Origin of the sequence: Sporosarcina limicola, assembly GCF_014873855.1 — a bacterium.
Taxonomy (GTDB): domain Bacteria; phylum Bacillota; class Bacilli; order Bacillales_A; family Planococcaceae; genus Sporosarcina; species Sporosarcina limicola.
On sequence record NZ_JADBEL010000004.1, the window covers coordinates 217789 to 241718 of the forward strand.

Below are 23930 nucleotides of genomic sequence, written 5' to 3' on the forward strand. Positions count from 1 at the left end.
CGAAAAAAATGTCCTCCAGGGTGAAAACTCTTTCACCATCAACTACATTAGCTATCACAGCAAAAGCAAAAGAAATGAAGGAATCCGGTATCGATGTCATCGGTCTTGGTGCGGGTGAACCGGATTACAATACGCCGGATAATATTCTAGAAGCTGCTTATCGATCCATGATAGAAGGAAAAACAAAGTATACGCCTGCTGGTGGTCTCCCCGCTCTTAAAGATGCGATTATTCACAAATTACAGAAAGATCAAGGGCTGAACTATACAAGAAAAGAAGTCATGATTGGTATAGGCGCAAAGCATGTCCTCTATACATTATTTCAAGTTATGCTTGATCCGGGAGATGAAGTGATTATCCCTGCACCGTATTGGGTTAGTTACCCAGAACAAGTGAAATTGGCAGGTGGGGTACCTGTACATATCGAAGGAAGCTCAGCAGCGCAATTCAAAGTAACAGCCGAACAAATCCGCGAAGCGGTTACACCAAGAACGAAAGCAATCATCATCAATTCGCCGAGTAATCCAACTGGGATGATTTACTCGAGAGAAGAATTAGTACAGATTGCAGAAGTCTGTAAAGAGAAGGACATTTGGATTGTATCGGATGAAATCTATGAAAAATTGATTTACGGTGAGGAACAGCATATTTCCATCGCGCAACTTTCAGACGATGCGAAACAGCGTACGCTTATTATCAATGGCGTTTCAAAATCGTACTCGATGACAGGCTGGCGCATTGGCTATATTGCAGGTAATGTAGAAGTGGTCAGTGCAATGACAGATCTTGCAAGCCATTCAACATCAAATCCAACGACGACATCTCAATATGCGACGATTGAAGCGTATAATGGACCACAAGATACAGTGGAAACGATGCGGAAAGATTTTGAATCACGGTTAGAACAAGTCTATCCTCAATTCGTCGCAATACCAGGATTTAAAGTCCTTAAACCACAAGGAGCGTTCTATCTTCTCCCAGACGTTTCAGAAGCAGCGAAAAATACAGGCTTTGCGAATGTTGACGATTTTGCCGCGGCGCTACTAACAAAAGCAAATGTTGCAGTTATTCCTGGTTCTGGTTTCGGTTCACCAGATACAATTCGACTATCCTACGCGACATCGATTGACCTGCTTGAAGAAGCCATTCGTCGTATCCGCACGTTTGTTGAGGAAAACTGGAAGGCATAATGTACACATAGAAAAGTTTACTTACGGAGGGTAATATGAAAACAATTATGATACATGAAATGCCGAACCATGCGGGTGAAACAGTTCGTATAGGTGCTTGGCTTGCCAATAAACGATCAAGTGGAAAGATTGCTTTCTTACAACTACGTGATGGTTCTGGATTCGTTCAAGCTGTTGTTGTCAAAGAAGTAGTAGGCGAAGAGATTTTCGCAAAAGCGAAGTCAATTACACAAGAAAGTTCACTCTATATTACAGCTGAAGTAACAGTCGATGACCGTTCGACATTTGGTTATGAACTGCAAGTGAAAGACATTGAAATTATCAGTGTAGCAATTGACTACCCAATTACGCCGAAAGAACATGGAACGGAATTCCTTATGGATCACCGTCATCTATGGCTCCGTTCACGTAAACAACATGCGGTCATGAAAATTAGAGACGAAGTAATCCGTGCAACATATGATTTTTTCCACATGAACGGATTCGTCAAAGTCGACCCACCAATTTTGACAGGTTCTTCACCTGAAGGGACATCTGAACTTTTCAAAACGAAATATTTTGATGAAGATGCTTTCCTTTCACAATCGGGTCAACTTTATATGGAAGCGGCAGCAATGGCGCTCGGTAAAGTATTTTCATTTGGTCCGACATTCCGTGCGGAGAAATCGAAGACACGCCGTCATTTGATTGAATTCTGGATGATTGAACCTGAAATGGCATTTGTACAACATGCGGAAAGCTTAGAAATCCAAGAACAATATGTGGCTCATGTGGTACAATCCGCATTGAAGAATTGTCCACTCGAACTCGAACGTCTTGGACGCGATCTTTCGAAACTAGAAAAAATAAAAGCACCATTCCCGCGTATTTCTTACGATGATGCAATCAAGTTCTTGATTGAAAAAGGTTTCGATGACATCGTGTGGGGAGATGATTTCGGGGCACCACATGAAACAGCGATTGCTGAAAGTTATGATATGCCTGTATTCATCACACATTACCCTGTAGGCATCAAACCCTTCTATATGCAGTTACACCCAGATCGCGATGATGTCGTCCTCTGTGCTGACCTGATTGCACCTGAAGGGTACGGAGAAATCATTGGGGGATCTGAACGGATCCATGACTACGAATTGATGAAAAAACGGATTCAAGAGCATGGTCTTGAGGAATCAGCTTACGAATGGTACTTGGATTTAAGTAAATATGGGGCAGTACCGCATTCAGGGTTCGGTCTCGGACTTGAGCGGACAGTCGCTTGGATTTCCGGAGTGGAACATGTACGTGAAACGATTCCGTTCCCACGTTTGTTGAACAGATTATACCCTTAATAGAGAGGAGTTCGGACATGCAACACGAAGAACGGCTCCGAATTTGGATTGAGCAGGGGAATGTTAACATTTCCCTGCTTTTTTTTCACCATTATAAAAGCCTTGGTATAAAAGATCTGGATGCGATGCTCATCATGCAAATGACGGCGTATCAATCTGAAGGGAACGGTTTTCCGACACCCGCTGATTTTGCAAACCGGATGAATTTAACGGAAAATGAAGTATCTAGTATATTACAACGACTTATGCAACATGGTTTTCTTCAAATCAGCCAAAGTGAAGATCAGAATAGCGTATTATATGAGACATTCTCCTTACATCCCTTGTGGAGTCGTCTCATTGATCATATTTCTTATGTTTCAGACGAAGTTGAGAAAGAAAGTAAGAAAAATGATGAAGGGGAAATCTTTTCGCTATTTGAACAAGAGTTTGGCCGTCTCCTATCCCCAATGGAATGTGAATCGATTGCGATGTGGTTTGATGAGGATGGCCATACGGTCGAAGTTATCCGTGCAGCATTGAAAGAAGCCGTCATCGCACAAAAGTTAAGTCTTCGTTATATCGACCGAATTCTTTTTGAATGGAAAAAGAAAAACGTTAAAACACTCGCAGATGTTGAGAAGCAAACGAGATCGTTTAGAACGATTGGTGTTCGGCCTGCACAGCAACCACAAGCTGTTTCGGTAAAACATGTGCCTTTCTATAATTGGTTGGAAGAACGGGATTAGGTGATAAGATGCTGACGAAAAAACAATGGGAAATGTGTCTCAATAAAATCGGGGAAATGTTTCCCGATGCACATTGCGAATTAGTACATGAAAATCCTTTTGAATTGCTTATCGCAACACTTCTTTCTGCCCAATGTACGGATGTTCTCGTCAATCGGGTAACAGCAGATTTATTCAGAAAGTATAAAGTACCTAAGGATTATCTTTCGGTGGAAATCGAAGAATTACAAAATGATATTCGATCGATTGGCCTGTTCCGAAACAAATCGAAAAATATTCAAGCTTTAAGCCGGCTACTGATTGATAGCTATGATGGGGAAGTACCTGCGAATCGGGATGTTATGATGACATTCCCAGGCGTTGGGCGGAAGACAGCGAACGTTGTCATATCGAATGCATTCGGGGTACCTGCGCTGGCTGTCGATACACATGTGGAACGGGTAGCGAAGCGACTCGGCATGAACAGGTGGAAAGATAATCCGCTTACAGTCGAAGAAAAAATTATGCGGTGGACGCCGAAAGAGAAGTGGACTGACACGCATCATCAACTTATTTTTTTCGGACGCTACCATTGTAAAGCGCAAAATCCTGGATGCGACGTCTGTCCGCTCCTCCCGCTATGCAGGGAAGGAAAGAAGAGGATGAAAGCAAATGCAAAGTGAAGCTAATCGGTTCGACAAAAAATTGCTTGCCCCTTATTTTGATCATTGGGAATCAATCCGTGAAAAAATCGAATCAGATTATCAGCAAAAGGACCGACAAGCTGTCGAAGTGATGAAGACAGCAATTGACACTTATCGTAAATTACTTGAACAGGGCGGAAAAGAATTGGACAAGCGTAGTGAAAAGTTGGTCTACACGCTCCTTCCGTTAAACGGTACTGAACGATTTGAATTCGTGAAGGCCAAAATCGACAGTCATTACGCATTTATACAATTGGATGCACTTTTTTCGGAAACAAAGAAGAAAGCAGCGAGACTTTCAATTATGAAGAAATGAAAAAAGCAGAAGACTAAGTGCTAATTGGCACCTAGTCTTCTGCTTTTTAATTTGATGGCATGCGATTAAGGGTTACTATCGCCGTCGCTTTCATTTTCAACGGGATTGGGATTTGGATTCGCATCCGTGCCACCTTCTCCCGTGGAACTGTCGTTTGGATTATTCCCATTGTTACTGCCATCTCCGCTAGTACTACCATTCCCATTATTCCCGTTATTCCCGTTATTACTACCATCTTCGCCCCCAACATTAGGATCAGGTTCAATAGGTTCAATAGGTTCGATAGGAGGAACTTCGATAATAGGTTCTTCTACAGCAGCCTCTTCAATCAGGAGTTGGGTTGATGTAGAATCGCTTTTGAGGTCCGCAATTTTGGCAAAGACATAGAAAGTATAGGTTTTTCCAGGTTCGACACCAGAGAAGGTGACGGACTTCTCTTTCGTTGTCGTCATTTCTTTCTGCTCACTGCCATCAACACTGACGAGTACAGTAAATTCGACATCCCCTTCCACCGTCTCCGAGTTCGGTGCGTTATGGGACCAGACCAAATCGGCAGAGGTTGTTTCAGCAACGTAACTTGTTCTCAGACTAGTAGGGGCTTCGAGTTCGATTACTACCTCTTCCTCCACTTCCGCAACTTCTACAGGAGCAGTGCCTCTGACGAATAGCTCTGTCCGTCTCATGTTAGCGGGCGTCGTTGAACTTGCGAGAATAAGAGGATCTGAACCGTATACGATTGTCTCCTCTTCAACAGACCCAGGTTGACTAAACTGTGCAGTATCTTTACCGGATGAAATATCAGACATGACCATACGGAAAAGATTTTGTGGTACACGTCTTCCTTTATCATATGTCGTAATTGGGGTTGTATAGTCTTTGTAGCCACCCCAGATAGCAATCGTATAATCCGTTGTATAGCCAGCGAACCAGCTGTCGGGAACATCCGTATTTTTCATGTTGTGCTTACTAATAATTTCAGATGGATAGTTGGTTGTACCTGTTTTCCCAGCCTCATCTAGTCCAGGGATGTCCGCGACTGTTCCTGTTCCAGAAGTTACCACGTCACGTAAGATGTCTGTTACCATGTAGGCAGTCGAATCTTTCATCGTAGCTACTGGATCTGATACCATTGAACGTTCTGTTTTGCCATCTCTGAAAATTATTTTCTTCACAGTATGTGGTTTCGTATAAATTCCACCATTGCCGAATGCGGAATACGCTCCAGCGATTTGAACTGTGGAAAAGTTATACTCGCCGCCTCCAAGTGCGTTTGAAGAATTTAATTTGCCGTATGGAAGTCCAAGTCCTTTTGCGAATGCACCAGCTTTTTGTGTGCCAATTTCTTCAAATACTTTAATTGCAGGAATATTCCGGGATTTATAAAGTGCTTCCCGAATCGTTTGGGTTCCGAGAAATTTCCCGTCTACGTTCCGAATCGATTTATTGGTTCCTTTATAATTGTAGGGTTCATCGACAATCCTTTGACCTGTTGACCAGCTTAAATTTTCTATTGCGGGGCCGTAGGAAAGAATCGGTTTAATGACTGATCCAGGCTGACGTTTCTGATCGGAAGCGAAGTTCAAGTCGCGTCCAGAATAGTCGCGTCCGCCCCCAACAGCAACGATTGCACCTGTTTTTGTATCCATAACAGTCATACCGGCTTGCATTTTTTCTGATTCATATAAATCGGATGTATTCAATGCGTTTTCCACAGCTTTCTGTGCTGCAGGATCGAGTGCTGTTTGGATTTTTACGCCTTCAGCTAATACATCCATCATACCTGCTGCCTCGAGTTCATCTAAGACAATATCGACATATGCAGGGTACTCCGATTTGTTTCTCGCCTGTCTTTTCTCTTCAGGCAAGAGAGTGGATATAACTGGAATCGCTTTAGCTGTATCCATTTCCTCTTTTGTGATTTTCTTATGCTGGTGCATGAGACCAAGAACAATATTGCGTCGTTTTTCAGCGCGTTCCGGATTTTTGAACGGGTTATAGCCATTCGGATACTGGGGAAGTCCTGCCAGTAGGGCAACTTCGTGTAATTCAAGTTCGTCAAGATTTTTACCGTAGAAATATTGAGAAGCCGTACCGAAGCCGTAAACAGTACCGGACATTAGGATTTTATTGAAGTACATTTCAAAGATTTCTTCTTTGTCATATTGTCTTTCGAGTTGGAACGCGAGATATGCTTCTTGAGATTTTCGTTTCAGTGTTTTTTCTTGTTTGAGAAATGAGTTTTTAATAACTTGTTGTGTAATCGTACTCGCTCCTTGGGAACCGAACCCACTTTTGAAGTTCGCTAAAACTGCACCACCAAGTCGCCAGAAGTCCATTCCATGATGCTTGTAGAACCGTATGTCCTCTGTCGCTAGAATAGCGTCCTCCATTAATTTCGGAATTTTATCATAGGGAATGAAATCCCTTTTCTCAGCACCGAATTTCATGAAGACGTTCTGATCTTTATCGAGAAATTCCGAGGAGAGAGGATCTTTCAATAGGTTTTCATCAAGCTTGGGCGCGGTGCTTGCGTAATAGGCAAACAGACCTGCTCCCCCGATAAGAACCGCGAATCCAGCAATGACAAGTGAAAGGAAAATCTTCTTGAATAGGCCTTTCCCTTTTCCTGCTTTCTTGTTTTTCTTATTGCTTCGGTCTGATTCCACATTTTTACGTCGTGATGTTCTTGAATTTATTTGATCGCTCATACATCTTCCTGCCTTTCAATCGTTTCATAGGATGCTGCTAGGGCAGACACCGCTTGTAAATAATCTAGCCTCGGATTAAAACCGGGTTTAATTTCTGTGGACATCTCCATAACCTCATCAAGTGTAATGGATTTTCTTCCGCCAGATATCATTCTTTCCCAATATTTCTCAAAGAAAACATAAGGGGTGATGAAATAACGGTCAAGGGAAGTGAATTTTAGGATGAAAAATGTGATTCCACCTTGCTTTGACACGCTTTTCATATGGTTTACCTGATGCTCATGAATATTTTGTAGCGGGAAGGAAGTTGCGCTTTTCGTTTCTTTTGCTTCAAAGTCGATATACTTTCCTTTCCATAGCCCATTGTAGTCCGTTGTAGATGGCGTCCGAAAATAGGCTTCCGTAATAACGGCAGCGCTTCTTGCAGGATAGTTTACATTGACGACTTGGATTGGAACGGGCTTCTTATGGATGACAGCCATGCTGCGACTTAGGTAGAACTCATTTGTTTCATTCAATTCATCTTCCAACGTCTTTCCACGGTTACTGAAGGATAGATTGGTTTTTTTTTGCTGTCCCAACTTTTGAACGGGTACGTATTTTTTGCCGTTCGGATAACGTATTGCCATACGGTTCACCTCGCATCTACTAATCATACCACATGGATTAGACGGTCTGTGAGGTGGAAAGTTCCACATTCAATTCAAAATCTATGATAGTAAGGAATGTACGTTCGCTCAGTGTGGTGAAGTATGTCCATCTCTGATAAAATGAAAGAAACGTATGGAAAGGGTGTGCATCAGTATGAATTTGATTGAAAAAACGAAAACCCTTCTTGCAGTTTGCGCGGAGTGTTTTGAAAGGCATGCTCGTATGAGGGAACTGGATGTTGAACCTGATTTTTTTAATGAAGTAAAACCATATGCGGATAAGATCCACACAATGCTGGATGAATGGACAATAGAAGTGAGTGACTGGATTAAAATCGCTAAACCGATGTATGTTCATCCCGTCCAGATTGAGTCGCTAAATGATTCGATGAGGCAATTCGTAGTGCAGTCGTTTTACCAGAAAACCGGTAAGAAACGTTTCGTCTTATCAATTAACTCCGCTGAGTACACGTTTAAGACGATTTTAGATGCGCTCGATCGTGCGGAAGAAGGAGAAGCAGAATGAAGAAGACGCCTTTAGCGGTCGTCTTAGAAAAGCTGAGGACGGATCCTGTTTTTTCAACCAATGTTATTCATTACAGGACAATCGAAGGGAAAAAGGCATGTTATGCGGAATTTCCGGATAACCTCCATCCATCGGTTATCAAAGCGCTAGCATCGAAAGGCATAAACAAGCTGTACAGTCATCAGCGGGAAGCGTTCGAATTGGCTGCTAACGGAAAGTCCTTTACTGCGGTCACACCAACGGCATCTGGAAAATCACTCTGTTATCATCTGCCTGTTATGCAAAGTATTCTCGAAGACGATGCGTCGCGCGCCATCTATCTGTTTCCGACGAAGGCACTTGCACAAGATCAACTTGCGGATCTTCATGAATTGATTGAAGCTAGCGGAGAAACAATCTTCAGTTATACGTATGATGGGGATACCGCGCCAGGGCTACGCTCCAAGGTTCGAAAGTCAGGTCATATCGTATTGACGAATCCGGATATGCTGCATTCCGGCATTTTGCCACATCATACGAAATGGGTTTCGTTATTTGAGAACTTGAAATATATCATTATCGATGAATTACATACGTACAAAGGTGTTTTCGGGAGTCATGTTGCGCATGTACTTCGAAGGCTAAAGCGCATCTGTAATTACTATGGAAGTGATCCTGTTTTCATTTGTACATCGGCCACGATTGCTAATCCGAAAGAACTTGCGGAGTCACTAACAAACTCGGCTGTGGAGTTGATTGTAAATAACGGGGCACCTGCAGGTAAGAAGCATTTCGTGTTCTACAATCCGCCTGTTGTTCATCCAACTTTCGGTATTCGCCGCAGTGCTGTTCTTGAAGTACGAGACGTTGCTTCCATGCTGTACCGCGAAGGAATCCAAACAATCATTTTTGCGAAAAGTCGCGTGCGAGTTGAAATGCTTGTTACCTATATGAAAGAGTTGACGAAGAAAAGGTTGTTTGATAAAACCATTATGGGTTACAGAGGCGGTTATCTACCTTCTGAACGACGGAAGATTGAAAAAGGGCTTCGTGATGGTGAAATCCGAACAGTCGTTAGTACAAATGCGCTTGAACTGGGCATTGATATTGGTCAATTACAAGCATGTATTATGACAGGTTACCCGGGAAATATTGCAAGTGCTTTCCAACAGGCGGGGCGAGCGGGGAGGCGGCAGGAAGAGGCGTTGATTATTTATGTTGCCCAGTCTGTCGCGCTCGATCAGTATATTATTGAACATCCTGACTATTTGTTGGGCCAATCACCCGAAGAAGCACGCATTCATCCAGATAATATGTTCATCTTAATGGATCATCTGAAATGCGCTTCATTCGAATTACCTTTTTCATCGACAGAAACATACGGTGAATTTGAAGTGCAGGAATTACTCGCTTTTCTTGAAAGTGAAGGGGTCCTCGTCAAGACGGTAGACAAATGGCATTGGATGACGGATCGATTCCCTGCAAGTGAAGTAAGTCTCCGTTCTGCATCGCAGGAAAACGTCGTCATTATTAATCGAACACATCCGAAAGAGACGAAGGTTCTTGGGGAGATGGATCGTTTTAGCGCAATGACGCTTTTACATGAAGAGGCCATCTATCTGCATCAGGGTACTCAATTCCAAGTAGAGGAACTGGACTGGGATGAAAAGAAGGCGTATGTGACGGAAGTAGATGTCGATTATTTTACGGATGCAAATTTAGCGGTTGAATTGAAAGTGATGAACGAGGATGGAACGCAGCAACTCGGATTAAATAATGCATCTTACGGCGATATCGCGGTGCTTGCGATTCCGACGATTTTCAAAAAAATACGTTTTGACTCACATGACAATATCGGCTCCGGTCCGATTTCATTGCCAGCAGAGGAATTGCATACGACTTCCACCTGGTTGACGTTCGATGTTCCAGAAGGATGGACAGGGGCGGGATTAACCGATGCAATGACAGGTGCCGCTTATGCAATCCAATCGTTCATCCCACTTTTTGTCCGTTGTGACAGGACGGATATCTATGTTGTCCCACAGGTCAAAGCGGTTCATACTGGAAAACCGACGATTTTTATTTACGATAGTTATCCCGGCGGTATTGGTTTGAGTGAAAGCATCTTCAGTCGGTGGGGCGACTTGCTAAGTCAAGTAGCTAATCACATATCCGCTTGTCGTTGCGAATCAGGCTGTCCGGTTTGTATTGGCGCACAAGAACCAGGCATTAAAATGAAACATACCGTCGAGGATATTCTTCAAATTCTTTCGAGGAAAGAATAAGTCAGGAACCTTTCACTACTTAAAACGAACCGTTCTTGAAGTGGGGGATCCCTTCTACATCAATCAAAGCTTACTGAAAGTCCCCAATCACCTTATTCTTTGCGATAAGATGATTGGGGACTTTATCTATTCTGACTATATGAGAAGTTCCATCTTGTATTGACATAAGGCATATTTCTTGAGGAAAAAGCGTACAATTACTTTGTTATATTGTATTAAATGTAATCAAATATGGTATGATAATAAGGTATGTGAGATAATATCTCAACTAATTAATAAGGAGGATGCATTTATGTTACATCAATTTACTTTCAGTAACTTTAAATCCTTTAAAAAAACAACTACTTTAGATTTAATTGCTGCATCTATTACTGAACATGCACAAGATTTAGCTAACGACTGTTTCGATGAAAAAGTATTAAAAGTTTCAGCTATTTTTGGGGCTAACGCTAGTGGGAAATCTAATGTAGTCAAAGCCTTCGATTTTATGAGAAATAATGTTTTATTGTCTTTTTTTCGAAGTAACGATTTAGACCAGGATATCGAAACTTCGAATTTGACCTTGGACCCTTTCAAGTTCGATAATTCTATAGAGCCTTCAGATTTTGAAGTATTATTCTCTGTTGATGAAAATATTTATAATTATGGCTTCAGTATTGATGTAGATCGGATTAGAGAAGAGTTTTTATATGTTAGAGATAAAAAATCAAAAAAAGAAAAATTCACCAACATCTTTTATAGAACTGGAAATGATGTTGAAGAAGTAACGGGAGAATTAAAAAGTGTATCAAATATTTTGAAAATATCCAAGATTCTTGGAAGCCGCACATTATTTTTAAGCTTTGCTGCAAATTTAGAAATTCCTATAGCACGAACAGTTTATGAATGGTTTATTTCATCAAAAGTTATGGATTATGGTCAAGATACATCTGAACGCCTCATTCTAAATAAAAGGGCTTCACCACTCGTAAGATTATTGCAGGATGATAAACAAAAATTAGCTCTAGAAAATTTTGTTAAGGCTATTGATTTAGGTATTGAAGGTTTTTCATTAATCGAGAATGAGATTCTTACCCCTTCAGGAGCGGACACTAGATATCAAGTGGTTTCAACTCACAAAAATATAGACGATGGTAGCTTAGTTGCAGTGCCGCTACATAATGAGTCTAGTGGTACTAAAAAAATGATTTCACTTTATATACCAATTAGTAGGGCTCTTCAAGAAGGTTCCGTTTTATTTGTAGATGAACTTGATGCAAAATTACATCCACTTTTACTTCGTTATTTGTTGATATTATTCCATTCTAATGAGAGTAATCCAAAAAACGCCCAGTTAATTTTTGCAACGCACGATGTATTTTCATTAGATAAGTCTAACTTTAGACGCGATGAAATTTGGTTTGTAGATAAAAATGATCAAGGGATTTCTGATTTATATTCATTAGATTCTTATTTACTCGAGGAAAATGGTACTACTAAAAAAGTTCGAAAAGACGCCAGTTATGGAAAAGACTATATTCTTGGCAGGTATAAATCTGTTCCTAAATTAAAGTCATTAATGGAGGAGTGAATTTATGGCTAGACATCTGCCAGGAAAAAAGAAGAAGAGAGAAAAGAGGCTGCCGGAACCTTCCAGTTTTTTAATAGCAACTGAGGGGAAAAGTACCGAAGTAAATTATTTTAAAGGATTTAAAGATGAAATTAATGCACGTTTTAAAAATTCTATCCAATCATACGAGATAGAAATTAAGGGGATTGGTAAAGAAACATTACGCGTTATCGAGGATATAGAAGAGTACTCTAGAAAACTCCCAATTTTATATGAAAATATCTGGGCGGTTTTTGACAAAGATGACTTCCCACAAGATGATTTCGATAATGCAATAAATAAAGCTGGAGAAATGGGAATGGAAGTTGCATGGTCAAACCAATGTTTTGAACTATGGTATTTATTACATTTTTCTTATAGTCAATCAGCATTACATCGTGATGATATTTCTGAAAAATTAGATTTTTAATTTAAGAAGTTAGGTTTCAGTAATTATGATAAAACTAACCCAGAGATATACTCTATCCTAAAATCTAAGATGAATACAGCATTAAAAAATGCTAAAGGATTAGACGATAATAGTAATCCTAATATTCCACCTTCAAAAAAGGATCCAAATACAAGAGTATATATACTGGTTAATGAACTGTTGGATATTTTAGATCGACCTCAATAAATACAATGGCTTAAGCAGGACGATAGATATGAATGCATTGTCCTGCTTTTACTTTTTTATATTAAGCCTTCAAACCCTCTTCATCAATTAATTTATATATCATCTTTCGGTTGATACCTGTATTCTCTTCCATCTGCCTGCCACTGAATCCTGGATTCTTCACCAATTCTTTTTTTATTATTTCTATTCTTTTTTCTCGCAGTTCTGGACTAAGTGTATTTGGTTTAAGATGTTTGAATGTACCGAAGCGCTCTTGGTCTAGCTTTAGTGTAGGTGGTTGACTTCCTACTGCCTTTCCAAGGGCTTCTAGTGATATGCCGCGGTTCTTTTGTCCAAATGCTTTTGCGCCTGCTTGTGTCGTGTCGTGGACCGCTCCATCAATTCGTGTTCTGTCATTTCTTCTATCGATTCAATTGCTACTTTTAGATCTACTTTAACTTTTTGAGGTAAGAAGGCATGCAAAATTAGCAAGTCGTTTTCTACGTCCCTTGTAGCGGAAGGAAATAAGCTACCAATCAATCTTTGTTGATCCGATTCATCAAGTAGCTGCTCGAATCGATTTGCAACACTTAAAAATTCTGCTACCGTATCACAGTTAATTTGATTATTTTTAATCAGTTCATATTTTCGTTCTGTTAAATCATTTCTTATCAACGCGAGTTGTGCATCCAGTTGGGCACGATTTTCATCCAGCTTCTCTTTTGGCCATGTGCCGTCCAAATATAAATCGAGTAGACGGTCTATCTTTTCTTGGGTAGATTGTTCTTGTTTCGCAAGTTGCTTGACTTCTTTGTCTAACGCTATTAATTCGTTCTCATCAAAATCCGAGTCGATGTATTTATGAGCTGTTTCTTTATTCAATAATATTATCCTTGACGGCCTTTATGATGCGGTGCTTAATTCTTTTGTCATTAACGTAAGGTTTGGTCGCGCAATTGTCATGGGTGGTCTCGGCTGTGTGAGAAATGACGAACATAGGATAACGTTGATTCTCTTTTTTTCCATACGTAAAATGCTTCTTAACGCTGATTACTTTGCCGCAACTTGCACAGAGGATTTCGGTATCCCGCAGGAAATGGGGTTCGGCGGATTTGCGGATATACCTTTTCCGTAGTTCTTTTTGTATCCGATCATAAGTTCCCTCAGTTCTTAATTTTGGATAAACATCCGGCTTCGTAATTGTTTCGGTTTTAAATATCTTTTCCAATACGCCGTGGTAGGATTTCCGCTTTAATTTCGCTAGCACCTGTTGACTCGTCCACTTTTTACCTTCGATTGTCTTACAACGCTTATTTAACTCATTGACGATTTTTGTTATTCCCAAATTTCCCTCTAAATATAAGTCATCGATAAAAGGGATTAACCAAGATCGTTCTTCGTTCACTTCCAACATACCGGTCTCGGGGTAGTATGTATATTCCTCAGGTTGTCGGCCCCACACATTTCCTTCGCGCGTGTATTGACTTTTCCCTCTTATCATTTTTCTCAATAAGTCTCTGCGTGACCGTCGCGCAAATAAGTTCTTCAAATCGGAAATAAACTCATCGTCTTCGTTTGACAGGTCAGTAATGCTACCAGGCGCGGCAATCTTTACGTTATTGTCCCGTAATATATCCTTTAAGTATTCCCACTTGATTGTATCCAGGCGAGAAAGACGGTCCTGTTCGATACACAACACTACATCTACCAATCCTATTTGATGTTTATCTATTAATCGAAACGGAGAGTTTTTTACTGGCATGGTTGAGGGGTCAATCGAAGTATTAAGAGGATGCAAAGAGGGGTTGTGCTTGCTCCTTAACTATATAGCGAGTTTGCAAGAATCCCTATGTCAATTTGACATAAAAGAGGGGGTGAATACATGAAATATGGAGCGATCTTAAGAGCGTGTCGGGAACGTGCTGGATTCAGCAAGGGAGTGAAAAATTTGAAAAAACACCTAATTCACGTTTCTGTCGGTTTTGTGGCAGGAGTTAAATTTGCGGAAGTGATTGAATTACCTGCCGAGTTTTCAGAAGAAGATGTTGAGGAAGAATTTAAAGAATGGGTTTGGAATCAGTTGGATGCTTATAGGACTGAACTTTAAAAGTGAGGGAGTGACAACGTGGTGCAGCAACTTACTATTTTCGATGCGCTGCCAAAATGAATAGAAAGGACGTTCACCGTTATGTGCCCGTCCATTTCATATGTATTAATTCATTTTCATAGAAATAATTCATTATTCTATGTCGGTTCTTTCTCTATTCATTTCTTTTATATGATCCATCTATTGGATCAATCGCATCAATCGTATCTTTAAATCGATTACTTTGATGGAGGAGGATCAAGATAAAAATGAATTGTAAAATCAAGGTAGCAATACAAATACACATCCACATCCACGTCGTAGCAGTCATTTGATAGTCTCCTTTCTGACTTTATCTAACTATGAGTTTACTACAAAAATATAGGATAGTCAGTTACGGATCGGTGACAGTCTGGGATGTTTGGGCATGATGAATTGAGGAGGAGTGAACGGGATGATTAAACGGAATTGATGTTGATTTTATGAAAATCATAGAACGCCAGTACGAAAAAAATGAACATTAAAAAAGCCGACGTAATTGCCGGCTACCCCAAAAGTATTGATGATTCATGTTTTTTTATTTTTCAACCGTTCATATTCATTTAATAATACATCAAGCAATTGGCTTGTTTCAATGACTTTTGGGTCAGATAGAGGTTTCTCCTTAGCTAGTTCATTGAGTCGTTTTCTTAAATTCTCAATTTGATTATTTATGTCTTCAAGTTTTTTATCGGTCATGTTATACCTCCAACTTTTTTTAGTATCTATAACGGAGGTAGAAAATATACATGTCAATAAAAACCTAAAGGCGTATTATTTTTATATTAGTATAGATTTTTACCAATAACAAAAGAAAAAATCCGTCGTAATTGGCGGCTACTACTAAATTGTTATTGGATCAAGATCCATTTGTCATATGACTCGGAAAGGGTGGAGAAGGATGAACAATGATCGCGACCGTGAAATATTAAGAAGCTTAATGCAAAGCGTTTCGTACGCTATGCATATGAACACATTAGCCAAAATAAAAAAATCAACACTCGAAAACTCATAGCTGAAATGTCCGGAGAATCCAAGATATCCCGTCTCTATTTGGAAAATCATCCGAGCATTAAAACGGATGTCACTGACAAGGACATGCTAATGGTGCAGATTGATCATGCGTTGGATGACAGGGATGAGGATAGGTTTACGCTTCTGACGAATGAGTTGAAAGTGAAGGGAGTGTTGGTATGAGTGAAACGAATGAGGGACGGTTGGAAGAAGTAAAGAGGTCAGCAAAGTGGTTGTATTGTTTTATGGGTCCGGTTGACGTGCAAAGCATTTCGGAAGACATGAATTGGCAAATCGAACAAGTTGAAAAGGCGCAACAAGACGTCGAAAAGCATCTGAATAGCTATCGTGAATGGTTTGAGGAGCAAACTAATTTTAGTAATGAAAATGAGTGGTTGCGTGAATCGCTGGCATTCTATGCAGACAGCAAAAATTATCAAGTTAATGTTGTTGATCAGTGGGAACCGGAAATTAAAGTCATGATGGATGGGGGAGCAAAGGCGGCTAAGTTACTAGAGGAATTGAAATGATAGCAGCACAAGAAGTTAAGTACGTGCTCTTTGAAGACATCACGGTTAAGTGGCTCTGGCGTGAAAGCGAGTTGATATGATTCCGGCAGATGTGGGATGAGGGTGTAGGAATTTCAGAACTGGCGAAGGAGCTGCATTGCAACCAAAGAAGTGTTGTGCTGCTGATATTGGATCAAGCGGAACAAGGGTTGGTTAAACAACGATCAGGCGGAGTTTTCGGGCAATAAAAAAGACAGGATTCCTCCCGTCATTGGTAGGGTTTATAACACAAGGAGGGATCCTGGTGAATAAAGATATTACTTTTAATACTAACGGGTTCGGTTGATGGGGAGAAAAGTGCAATTAACAACGTAAATAACAGGTTAATTAGCATACATTTCAACAGTGAAATAGCCATAAAAAACAAGTAAAAACGCTCAGAAAAATCTGAGCGTTTTTTCGGCAAAATATTTTACTATTCTTATTGAACTAAAGCACCCGTTGATGAAGTTTCCATATACTCATCAAAATAATATTCCATAATGTGAGGTTCTAAATGTAGAATCCCACCGTCTCAATAATTGATGGCATCAGCGAATGCTATTATTTGTTTTATCATTTCTCTCCTTGTTATTTGTTATCTTGTTGATGACATAATTAGCAAACTCACCCATAAGCCGAATTGCAATTACACTTCCCACCAACATGCCTATAAAAGCTAAAACTTGTTCAGATGACATAAAATACATAATACCCACCCCTTTTTCTTAGTTTCTTCTCTCCCTCACGTATGCTATATTCTTTTAGCTTGTTTTTCAATTAAAATGTACCGTTAGTTGGACAAGAGCAGCTCTGATATTGATACGTTCAAAACATTAATTCCCCATTAATCAAATTTCAATAAAGATATTTAACATAGCACTTCAATAAAAAGACCACATTTCGTCTTTTCGATCTTTCAACTCTTTAAGGACAAACGCTCTATACTCGACCAGTTCTGGAAACTGATAAAAGAAGTTAATCTTTTCTTCTGCAACTGTTTGAGGGCTATCATTGTACGGCGTTAGCATAAAGAAAGAAAAAGACTCCGCAATATCCTCATAAGCTCTTACCGTAGCATAAGTTGTCACGAATGAATCCTTATTCCTTTCATAAAAAGCAATTCGCTCTTCCACACTTTCGTAACCAGCATGAAGCCACTGCTCCTCATACTCCGTCAAAAAAGATTGATAAAAAAGATTCATATAACTGTTCGCGTTATAGCACTCCTCGTACCACTTCAAATGGAATTGATCTGCTGGACAGGTATCCGACATGACAAGATCCTCTTGATTCATTGTCAGCAAATGACCATACTCATGAATCACTATCGCCACCGTGTCGAATTGAAACCAACGCTCAATCCAATTCGAAGGTATCCCCAATTTCCCCTCATTTACAAAAACATGCGGGTACACATCCTCTCGAAAATCAAGGATTTGGAAGTTTACTTTGCTTCGATCGTACAAGGCATGCACAAGATCTGGGATGCCTTTAAAGATGGTCCTTTCTTCTCCTTTTGTTAAAACAAGATCGTCTTCTATAATTTCATAGCGAGCAATAATGAGGTCTTCATCTTCCCAATCAAATTCAGCAAGAGAATATTCATCTTCTTCCGTGTTCGCACTCAAAACCCAAATCCCGTCTTGTCTTTCAAGTCCTCTTCTAAAGTCGGAAAAATGTTCACTTCCGTATGAATCCCCCAAATCGCGGCATTCCCCTACTGTTTTACATATCTCCGAATCAATCGTCTGCGACCAATACTCATCGACTACTATTTCCTTTTCTTGATGGACTTCGACCTCTTCAACGATCTCCGTCTCCACCAAATCAGCAACCGCCATCTCTTCCTTCTCACATCCTGCAAGTAAAACTACAATTGCAGCGAGTCCCCCTATGATGATTCTCTTTATCATTCTCATATCCATCCCCCCGTGTTGATTTCTAATCTTTGATTTTCTAATTGGTATACTCTTCTTTCTTCTATTTTGTACGAATTCTTCCACTGAGAACATACCATTCCATTTAGTTTTACGATTGAAAACCCGTTAAATTTCGGTTTTTCTTGTTAAACTTACTTTCTCCGTTAGTAGAAGAACAATATTTCACAGTCTTTAATTTATTTTAGTATAGATTTTTCATCTTTTCGTAAAGAAGATGTTTTATTTTCCTACTAATTTAACTACCTAAGATAAATAATATCTTTCAAGTCGAATTTTTTATCCGTGATTCCCAACCGTTGAGCGGGTGTTTCTCTAGTTCCATTCGATTTAAAAGCGAAACAAAAATTGTAATAGGTCCTCAGGATGGTAATAGCCATTTGAGCATATTTAGGATTGAAGTTGGAATAGATATAACTTTTCCCATCGCCTCGTGCGGTGGTTAAGGGTCTTTCTAAAATGGACAACCTTCTTCGAATTTGTTGGATGAAAGTATTGGTAGCGTTGTCATTGACATTCATCATCAAAGCTGCAATGTCTTTTGGGTCCAGCGATGATAAGTTCGTTGTGCAATCTATGGAACGCAAGCCTCTATCAATCGTAGCAAGGGGATGCAAAATTGGATTATCCGCATATTCCAAGTGTGTTCTTGAAGCAGTTGAAACCTTCTTGTAAAAGTGATGGTGCGTAAAGAGTTCCTGCAATTGCAGAAACGCTAATTTCCTCAGTGAATTTGTTTCGATTCCTCGCATTTCTCCCCAATGGTTCAAATCAATTCTCGCCTGAACAAATTCTTCGCGGGCTTGTTTTCTCGTTTTCGTCTTATCTGTTTGGCACAGGAAACGATGGGCATCAGATAGCCGTATTTCCTTTGTGAAGACTCTGTTGATAGATGTTATAAGGGAACTGTCCTCATCGGTCACAAAACGCCACTCAGTCGCATTCACTAGCTGTTTGATGAGCCATAGGTGAGCGACCGTTGTATAAGTTGAACCAACGTGCAATCCGTCTATATACTTCATTCTTCGTTCTATTTGTGCCAATTCTTCGAAATACCTTGATACACTCTGCGTGTCGTTTTTCGAAGGGGGCATAGGGTAGTGTGAATACCTTGGGTATCTCGCATATTTTTTTGCGAATTCATTCAGATGATCTTCTCTTTGTAGAACCGTATCAAGAGCAATGTCCCAATCATAGGCTACGTCGCTGCGAAATACATACCTTGACAGAACATCTGCTGATACCACAACGTGAGTCGGGAATTGGCTTTCTTCAACCTCATTATAACGGCTACCACCCATCCCTTTTTGACGAACATTGTTTAGAAAATAGATCATCTTATCTGTGCTTAGCCACATTTCTTTGAACGTTACCTTTTGAAGTGGCTTGGTTTCGTGACGTTCTAGAAATTCCAAACACCTTCGGTACAGGAATTCTAATTTATCATAGTAGGTCCTTCTGCCGATTTCTAAAATTTCGCAGGTTCTTGTGACGGGCGTTCGGCTTAATAGCAGTTTGGCAAAAAGATGATGAACATCACTTCGTTTTTGATTATATGTGGTGGATCTTTTCCTGTCTGGTGTTAAAGCCGTTTTCTTTTTGCAAACCTTGCACTGATACCGTTGCATTCCCAATCTGCTTTTTCCTTGCTTATAAAAGCCCTCAGGTTCATTAAACGGCGTAAAGTCTTCAGCAATGCAACCGCTCTTGTGGAACTCATAATCCTCTTCTTTGTTGTGAACGGAATTGATTCGAACCAATCGTTGTATCTCTTGTGCGATAGACCAGTTGGAAAGAGTGGAGGTGTGACAACCTAATACCGCATTACCCGTTACGCCTGTTGGGTCTGGGTTGCATTTTATTGATTTGTGATTGGATCTCCCTGTCAGTTTATAGCGGGTTGGCTTTCCTTTGGTTTCGTACTTTTTTTGGGGCATTCAGTGGTATCTACAATATGGATTGGCACATTGGTTGTATTGGATTTGACGCTTAATGCCGTTCCAAGTGAATTCGGTAGGTGTGAAAAGTAGATCCTTATATCTTGTCCCAAACTGCTTGGGTGTTAATATGTCGTAATCGATATTTCTATTCTTAATCTCGCTTGCAGAAAGGGGAGATAGAACATCCACTAAATTATCATCTTTGGTGGCTAATCGCTTCAACTTAGCCAATTTTTTCGTCACCTACCAATTCTTCGATTCCGAGCTGTTTAATGATTCTTCTGTTATTCCTCTTATTCTCAATCCAAGCGATAAAATCTTTATCATCCAACAAGTTCAGCAGGAATAAGTTGACCACTTCACTTTCGCTATGCTCCGTGTATTCAGCGTAACTTTTTACGATATTTCTAGCCCGTTCTGATATAAGCCAGTCAACCTTTTCAGCATTGTGATTTTTAGGCTTGATGAACCTCATACTTTCCAACTCCTTACAAATCGATGATACTTTTAGTATACCCAATCAGCAACTGTTTTAACAAGTGAATTAGCAAAGGCACATAAATTTATGTGCTCTTGTTAATTAATGTGATAATTGTGGTGCCAGTTCGTCTATATAATCATCTAAACGTTGATATAACAACAAAAACAGGGACACCAATTCATATGCGAATTGTGTCCCCAAATGCTTTGTTTTTTACTGTTTTCTCCCCATCATCCGAACCTGTTATTTTAATACGGATGCATTATTGTTTGGGATTGATATAATACAGGACTCGGGACAAAGCGAATTTGGATGGTAACCAGGAAACCAAAAGTCAATACTTTAAAGGGTTTGAGTTTCACTATAACTATAATAGTTTATTGTAGCTTTTTTGCTGAAATTCTATGCTATTCCCCCCGGAAACCCTTTGATACCAACAAAGGTGATTACTGATTGATGATTCCAGACTACAAAAAACTATTTACAATGTCCCGAGTCCTGTAATAGAACTACCAATGTACTGTGTGGTGGTTATTTCGGAGGGGGTTGCGAAAGTGAGAGAGTTGCCGGAGCACGGGGGAATATCGGATTGTGACGCATCAGGGGAAAGTTAGGCGGATGCGGAGGGAAGAGGGGGAAGAGTTTTAAGTGAATATTTTTATTATGGGGTTAATATTACTTGCGGTAATAATGACTTTTTTCATAATAGATACTCAACTTTCGGAGTTGAATAACCCTGGTAAACTAGCAGTAATAAACAGTTCATGACCTATTTTTGCGCAAAAAGTATAGAAAACACCCGATTCTTTGGTGAAATAAAGGCACGACACCAACCAAAGAGAGGATGTTTTCTATGTCTCCAATTTTACCAGATTCAATTCAACATGACCAACTAAAATCTCGGGTAAGTCTCTTTTTTAAACAGGCTAAAATCGGTGCTTTCTTACACCAATCCACTATTCGGAAAGAGAAGGGCTTATCTGCACTTATCCTTATCCAATTCATCTTTTCACTTGTCATTTAAGGAAAGAATCTTTACCGAACATTGGAATCAGGGCGTTTTCCAGATGCGCCCGAGAAGGATGCCGTGTATGACTTGCTCAAACGGACGACCTATAACTGGCGAAAATTGCTTTCTCTTGTCAGTGCACATCTCATTGAAACGATTTTAAAACCCCTAACCTCGGAGGATCGAGACCGCGTTCTATGTCCGTGATCGAAACCGTTCAATGGAGAAACGCTTCAAGCAGATGGGGTTAGAAGTTGAAGTTCGTAAAACAAAAGAAATGGCGAAGCAAGCTAAGATTGAACTAAAAGAGATTGACTTGATAAAACAATATAGAGAGGAACGTCGTTATGAACCAATCACCAAGCGCAATCCATTCAGATAAGCGGCAATGGCTTGATAAAGTGCATCAGCAACGTAAAGACCGTTCACTTACTATCGGTATTCAAACGATTGATTTTCTCGTAGAACAAGGGATTCCCGTAACTTATCAGAACATTAGTGAGCATTCAAAAGCATTTGATGAAAAAGGAAAAGGCATCCATCAAAATACGATTAAACGCAATGAGGGACTACATTCTTATTATCAAAAGCATAGCAGAACGTATAAAGTAAAAAATACGCGTAAAAAGCCTGTAATGCCCTCTAGATTTGACGAAGCATCTTTAAGAAGGATTTCCGTCTGAACGTGATGTAAACATCGCCAAAAAGAGGTATATGCAGCTTACGAAAGAGGAATTGGTGAATAGATTAATAGCGGTTGAAAAATACGTTGCGGAAAATCAAGAGCGATGGGTAGCTAATCAATTTGGGCAGTTCAAATAGATAATTAATGAGATGCAAAAATAGACTTGTTAAAAATAATTTAACAAGTCTATTTTAACTATCTTGTTCAACTAATGCTCCCGATTCTTGAATAAACCAAGATGGAGGTACGCTGGTCATTGCTCCATCAATGAGACAGATTCAGCCCTATTGAGCCAATTATTCATTAACGCTTCAAACACATCTGATTGTTCAATTTGAAGGTTATGACCAGCCATGTCCAATGCGGCAAAGGTGGCACGAGGATAATTGTCAATTAGCTTCCAAGCATCTTTAAACCCTACAGTATTGTCCTGACGACCCGTAATGATTAACGCCGGGTGTTCAAATGGTAAGAATTCAGCATCGACATCGAAAGTAAACCCATAACCATTTTGGCGAATGTGATCCATGAACTTAACATCAGCGCTTCTGGAAGGAATCAAAATTTCTTCATGAAACCTCTTCCATTCACGTTCACCTTGTATAACAGCCATTGGTTCAAATTCAGCAACATCTTCTGGTGACAAGCGGGATAAAAGAGCCTGATCTTCCTTCAATATTTGTTGATCAGGTAAGCACCTTTCATCATAATCCGCAACAATCATGGGGGCAATAAGAAACATACCGCGGGCAAGATTCCTGCGAAAGTGAGCAATTCCACGAGCAAGATATCCACCATATGAATTTCCACATACTAGGAACGGTTCATCCGGAATGATCTGATCGATAAATCCTAGAACGACATTTAACATATCATCTGAATTCTGAATAGTCTCAAGGGGCTTCGAACCACCCATCCCGGGCAAATCTATGTATATCCTTTTCCATACGCTCTGTTTTTCGAATACCGGTTCTAAGCAGTTTAACATCACTTGGTGATCTAAAGACCAACCATGTAGTATAACAATCGGGAAACCTTCTCCGACTATCTTATAATTGATTGACAAGAATTACACTTCCTTTGAGATAAATTATTTTTTCATTTCAAATTCACTTGCGGCAATACATTCCTTATTCAATTAAATGGCCGATAGTTGAAGAACTATTTATTATCATAGCTGCCCATTTAGGAGGCATTAAAAAAACACCTCATATTAGGTGTTGCTGCTACTCATTATGATCCGGATGCGACATAAAAAAGATTGTCAATAGACAATCCCCTGTGGTTCAACTAATTCTTATTATAATGTTGCACATTGTATAAAGGATACTGATATATTAAGTGCACTACGTTAACTCTTGACTTTTAATAAAATTAATGGCTCTTACGCTCATTTGGGGAATGCTTCAACTTAACACTTTTCGGGTATAGGAATACTAAAACGGAAAGGTTGTTGAATGAGATGAAAATCTTCCACTTAGATGAAAATGTCCATGTCCTTCACGAGGAACAAACAGATAAGGAACTCTTTTTTATCGTCGAAGTCGATTCATCATCAGCACGATGTCCTTCCTGTCAGATGATGTCC

General features: G+C 39.9%; 26 protein-coding genes. 15 read left to right on the plus strand and 11 right to left on the minus strand.

The window, feature by feature from the left end; genetic code table 11:
- Nucleotides 1-8 precede the first annotated feature (8 nt).
- Genes H4683_RS06000 through H4683_RS06020 form a run of 5 tightly spaced genes read left to right on the plus strand, consistent with a single transcriptional unit; the run spans nt 9 to nt 4248 of the window.
- Nucleotides 9-1190, plus strand: a complete 1182-nt coding sequence (locus H4683_RS06000) for a pyridoxal phosphate-dependent aminotransferase (RefSeq protein ID WP_192597967.1) — start codon at nt 9-11, stop codon at nt 1188-1190.
- Nucleotides 1191-1225: 35 nt separating this feature from the next.
- Entirely contained in the window at nt 1226-2521 is a 1296-nt protein-coding gene (gene asnS, locus H4683_RS06005) for an asparagine--tRNA ligase (protein WP_192597926.1), read from the plus strand.
- 17 nt (nt 2522-2538) lie between these two features.
- Entirely contained in the window at nt 2539-3249 is a 711-nt protein-coding gene (locus H4683_RS06010) for a DnaD domain-containing protein (protein ID WP_192597927.1), read from the plus strand.
- 8 nt (nt 3250-3257) lie between these two features.
- Nucleotides 3258-3911 carry an endonuclease III gene (gene nth, locus H4683_RS06015; RefSeq protein WP_192597928.1) on the plus strand — a complete coding sequence of 218 codons (654 nt, stop codon included), beginning with the start codon at nt 3258-3260 and terminating at the stop codon, nt 3909-3911.
- Nucleotides 3901-4248, plus strand: a complete 348-nt coding sequence (locus H4683_RS06020; protein ID WP_192597929.1) for a YpoC family protein — start codon at nt 3901-3903, stop codon at nt 4246-4248. Before nth ends, H4683_RS06020 begins: the two co-directional genes overlap by 11 nt.
- 65 nt (nt 4249-4313) lie before the next feature.
- Here H4683_RS06020 and H4683_RS06025 read toward each other — a convergent pair whose 3' ends face one another.
- Nucleotides 4314-6956, minus strand: coding sequence for a PBP1A family penicillin-binding protein (locus H4683_RS06025; protein WP_192597930.1), 2643 nt, complete (start codon nt 6954-6956; stop codon nt 4314-4316).
- Nucleotides 6953-7585 (minus strand): Holliday junction resolvase RecU, encoded by a 633-nt coding sequence (recU, locus tag H4683_RS06030; RefSeq protein ID WP_192597931.1) that lies wholly within the window; start codon nt 7583-7585, stop codon nt 6953-6955. Before recU ends, H4683_RS06025 begins: the two co-directional genes overlap by 4 nt.
- Nucleotides 7586-7760: 175 nt before the next feature.
- Between recU and H4683_RS06035 the strand changes: the two genes are divergently transcribed.
- From H4683_RS06035 to H4683_RS06050, 4 genes are all read left to right on the plus strand, one after another.
- Nucleotides 7761-8132, plus strand: a complete 372-nt coding sequence (locus H4683_RS06035; RefSeq protein WP_192597932.1) for a YppE family protein — start codon at nt 7761-7763, stop codon at nt 8130-8132.
- Nucleotides 8129-10396, plus strand: a complete 2268-nt coding sequence (locus H4683_RS06040) for a DEAD/DEAH box helicase (RefSeq protein ID WP_192597933.1) — start codon at nt 8129-8131, stop codon at nt 10394-10396. Before H4683_RS06035 ends, H4683_RS06040 begins: the two co-directional genes overlap by 4 nt.
- A gap of 292 nt (nt 10397-10688) precedes the next feature.
- A complete protein-coding gene (locus H4683_RS06045; protein ID WP_192597934.1) occupies nt 10689-11966 on the plus strand; it encodes an AAA family ATPase in 1278 nt (425 codons plus the stop codon).
- 4 nt (nt 11967-11970) lie between these two features.
- The gene (locus H4683_RS06050) at nt 11971-12414 is read left to right on the plus strand and encodes an RloB family protein (RefSeq protein WP_192597935.1); all 444 of its coding nucleotides are present in this window, start codon (nt 11971-11973) and stop codon (nt 12412-12414) included.
- A 513-nt stretch (nt 12415-12927) separates the two neighbouring features.
- Here the strand turns inward: H4683_RS06050 and H4683_RS06055 are convergent.
- The gene (locus H4683_RS06055) at nt 12928-13482 is read right to left on the minus strand and encodes a hypothetical protein (RefSeq protein ID WP_192597936.1); all 555 of its coding nucleotides are present in this window, start codon (nt 13480-13482) and stop codon (nt 12928-12930) included.
- A complete protein-coding gene (locus tag H4683_RS06060; protein WP_225941905.1) occupies nt 13475-14296 on the minus strand; it encodes a recombinase family protein in 822 nt (273 codons plus the stop codon). The genes H4683_RS06055 and H4683_RS06060 overlap by 8 nt, the downstream gene beginning before the upstream one ends.
- Nucleotides 14297-14482: 186 nt before the next feature.
- Between H4683_RS06060 and H4683_RS06065 the strand changes: the two genes are divergently transcribed.
- Nucleotides 14483-14707: a DUF7167 family protein gene (locus H4683_RS06065; RefSeq protein ID WP_192597938.1), complete on the plus strand. Its 225-nt coding sequence runs from the start codon at nt 14483-14485 to the stop codon at nt 14705-14707.
- Between the two features lie 154 nt (nt 14708-14861).
- Here H4683_RS06065 and H4683_RS06070 read toward each other — a convergent pair whose 3' ends face one another.
- Both H4683_RS06070 and H4683_RS06075 read right to left on the minus strand, forming a co-directional pair.
- A complete protein-coding gene (locus tag H4683_RS06070) occupies nt 14862-15017 on the minus strand; it encodes a hypothetical protein (RefSeq protein ID WP_192597939.1) in 156 nt (51 codons plus the stop codon).
- A 236-nt stretch (nt 15018-15253) separates the two neighbouring features.
- Nucleotides 15254-15424, minus strand: a complete 171-nt coding sequence (locus H4683_RS06075; RefSeq protein ID WP_192597940.1) for an aspartyl-phosphate phosphatase Spo0E family protein — start codon at nt 15422-15424, stop codon at nt 15254-15256.
- A 354-nt stretch (nt 15425-15778) separates the two neighbouring features.
- Here H4683_RS06075 and H4683_RS06080 point away from each other — a divergent pair, with 354 nt between their 5' ends.
- Entirely contained in the window at nt 15779-15922 is a 144-nt protein-coding gene (locus H4683_RS06080) for an IDEAL domain-containing protein (RefSeq protein ID WP_192597941.1), read from the plus strand.
- On the plus strand, nt 15919-16269 hold the full coding sequence (locus H4683_RS06085) for a hypothetical protein (protein ID WP_192597942.1): 351 nt from the start codon (nt 15919-15921) through the stop codon (nt 16267-16269). The genes H4683_RS06080 and H4683_RS06085 overlap by 4 nt, the downstream gene beginning before the upstream one ends.
- A gap of 569 nt (nt 16270-16838) precedes the next feature.
- On the opposite strand, the gene H4683_RS06090 is transcribed toward H4683_RS06085, so the two are convergent.
- From H4683_RS06090 to H4683_RS06105, 4 genes are all read right to left on the minus strand, one after another.
- Nucleotides 16839-16997 carry a hypothetical protein gene (locus tag H4683_RS06090; protein ID WP_192597943.1) on the minus strand — a complete coding sequence of 53 codons (159 nt, stop codon included), beginning with the start codon at nt 16995-16997 and terminating at the stop codon, nt 16839-16841.
- A gap of 174 nt (nt 16998-17171) precedes the next feature.
- Nucleotides 17172-18209, minus strand: a complete 1038-nt coding sequence (locus H4683_RS06095) for a hypothetical protein (RefSeq protein WP_192597944.1) — start codon at nt 18207-18209, stop codon at nt 17172-17174.
- Nucleotides 18210-18469: 260 nt separating this feature from the next.
- Nucleotides 18470-19987, minus strand: a complete 1518-nt coding sequence (locus H4683_RS06100) for an insertion element protein (RefSeq protein ID WP_225941906.1) — start codon at nt 19985-19987, stop codon at nt 18470-18472.
- 403 nt (nt 19988-20390) lie between these two features.
- Nucleotides 20391-20642, minus strand: a complete 252-nt coding sequence (locus H4683_RS06105) for a hypothetical protein (protein WP_192597945.1) — start codon at nt 20640-20642, stop codon at nt 20391-20393.
- An 859-nt stretch (nt 20643-21501) separates the two neighbouring features.
- Between H4683_RS06105 and H4683_RS06110 the strand changes: the two genes are divergently transcribed.
- From H4683_RS06110 to H4683_RS06120, 3 genes are all read left to right on the plus strand, one after another.
- A complete protein-coding gene (locus tag H4683_RS06110) occupies nt 21502-21672 on the plus strand; it encodes a hypothetical protein (RefSeq protein ID WP_192597946.1) in 171 nt (56 codons plus the stop codon).
- Nucleotides 21673-21877: 205 nt separating this feature from the next.
- Nucleotides 21878-22039, plus strand: a complete 162-nt coding sequence (locus H4683_RS06115; protein ID WP_192597947.1) for a hypothetical protein — start codon at nt 21878-21880, stop codon at nt 22037-22039.
- Nucleotides 22005-22340, plus strand: a complete 336-nt coding sequence (locus tag H4683_RS06120; protein WP_225941907.1) for a hypothetical protein — start codon at nt 22005-22007, stop codon at nt 22338-22340. Before H4683_RS06115 ends, H4683_RS06120 begins: the two co-directional genes overlap by 35 nt.
- Before the next feature lie 255 nt (nt 22341-22595).
- Here H4683_RS06120 and H4683_RS06125 read toward each other — a convergent pair whose 3' ends face one another.
- Nucleotides 22596-23408: an alpha/beta fold hydrolase gene (locus H4683_RS06125; protein ID WP_192597948.1), complete on the minus strand. Its 813-nt coding sequence runs from the start codon at nt 23406-23408 to the stop codon at nt 22596-22598.
- Nucleotides 23409-23930 lie beyond the last annotated feature (522 nt).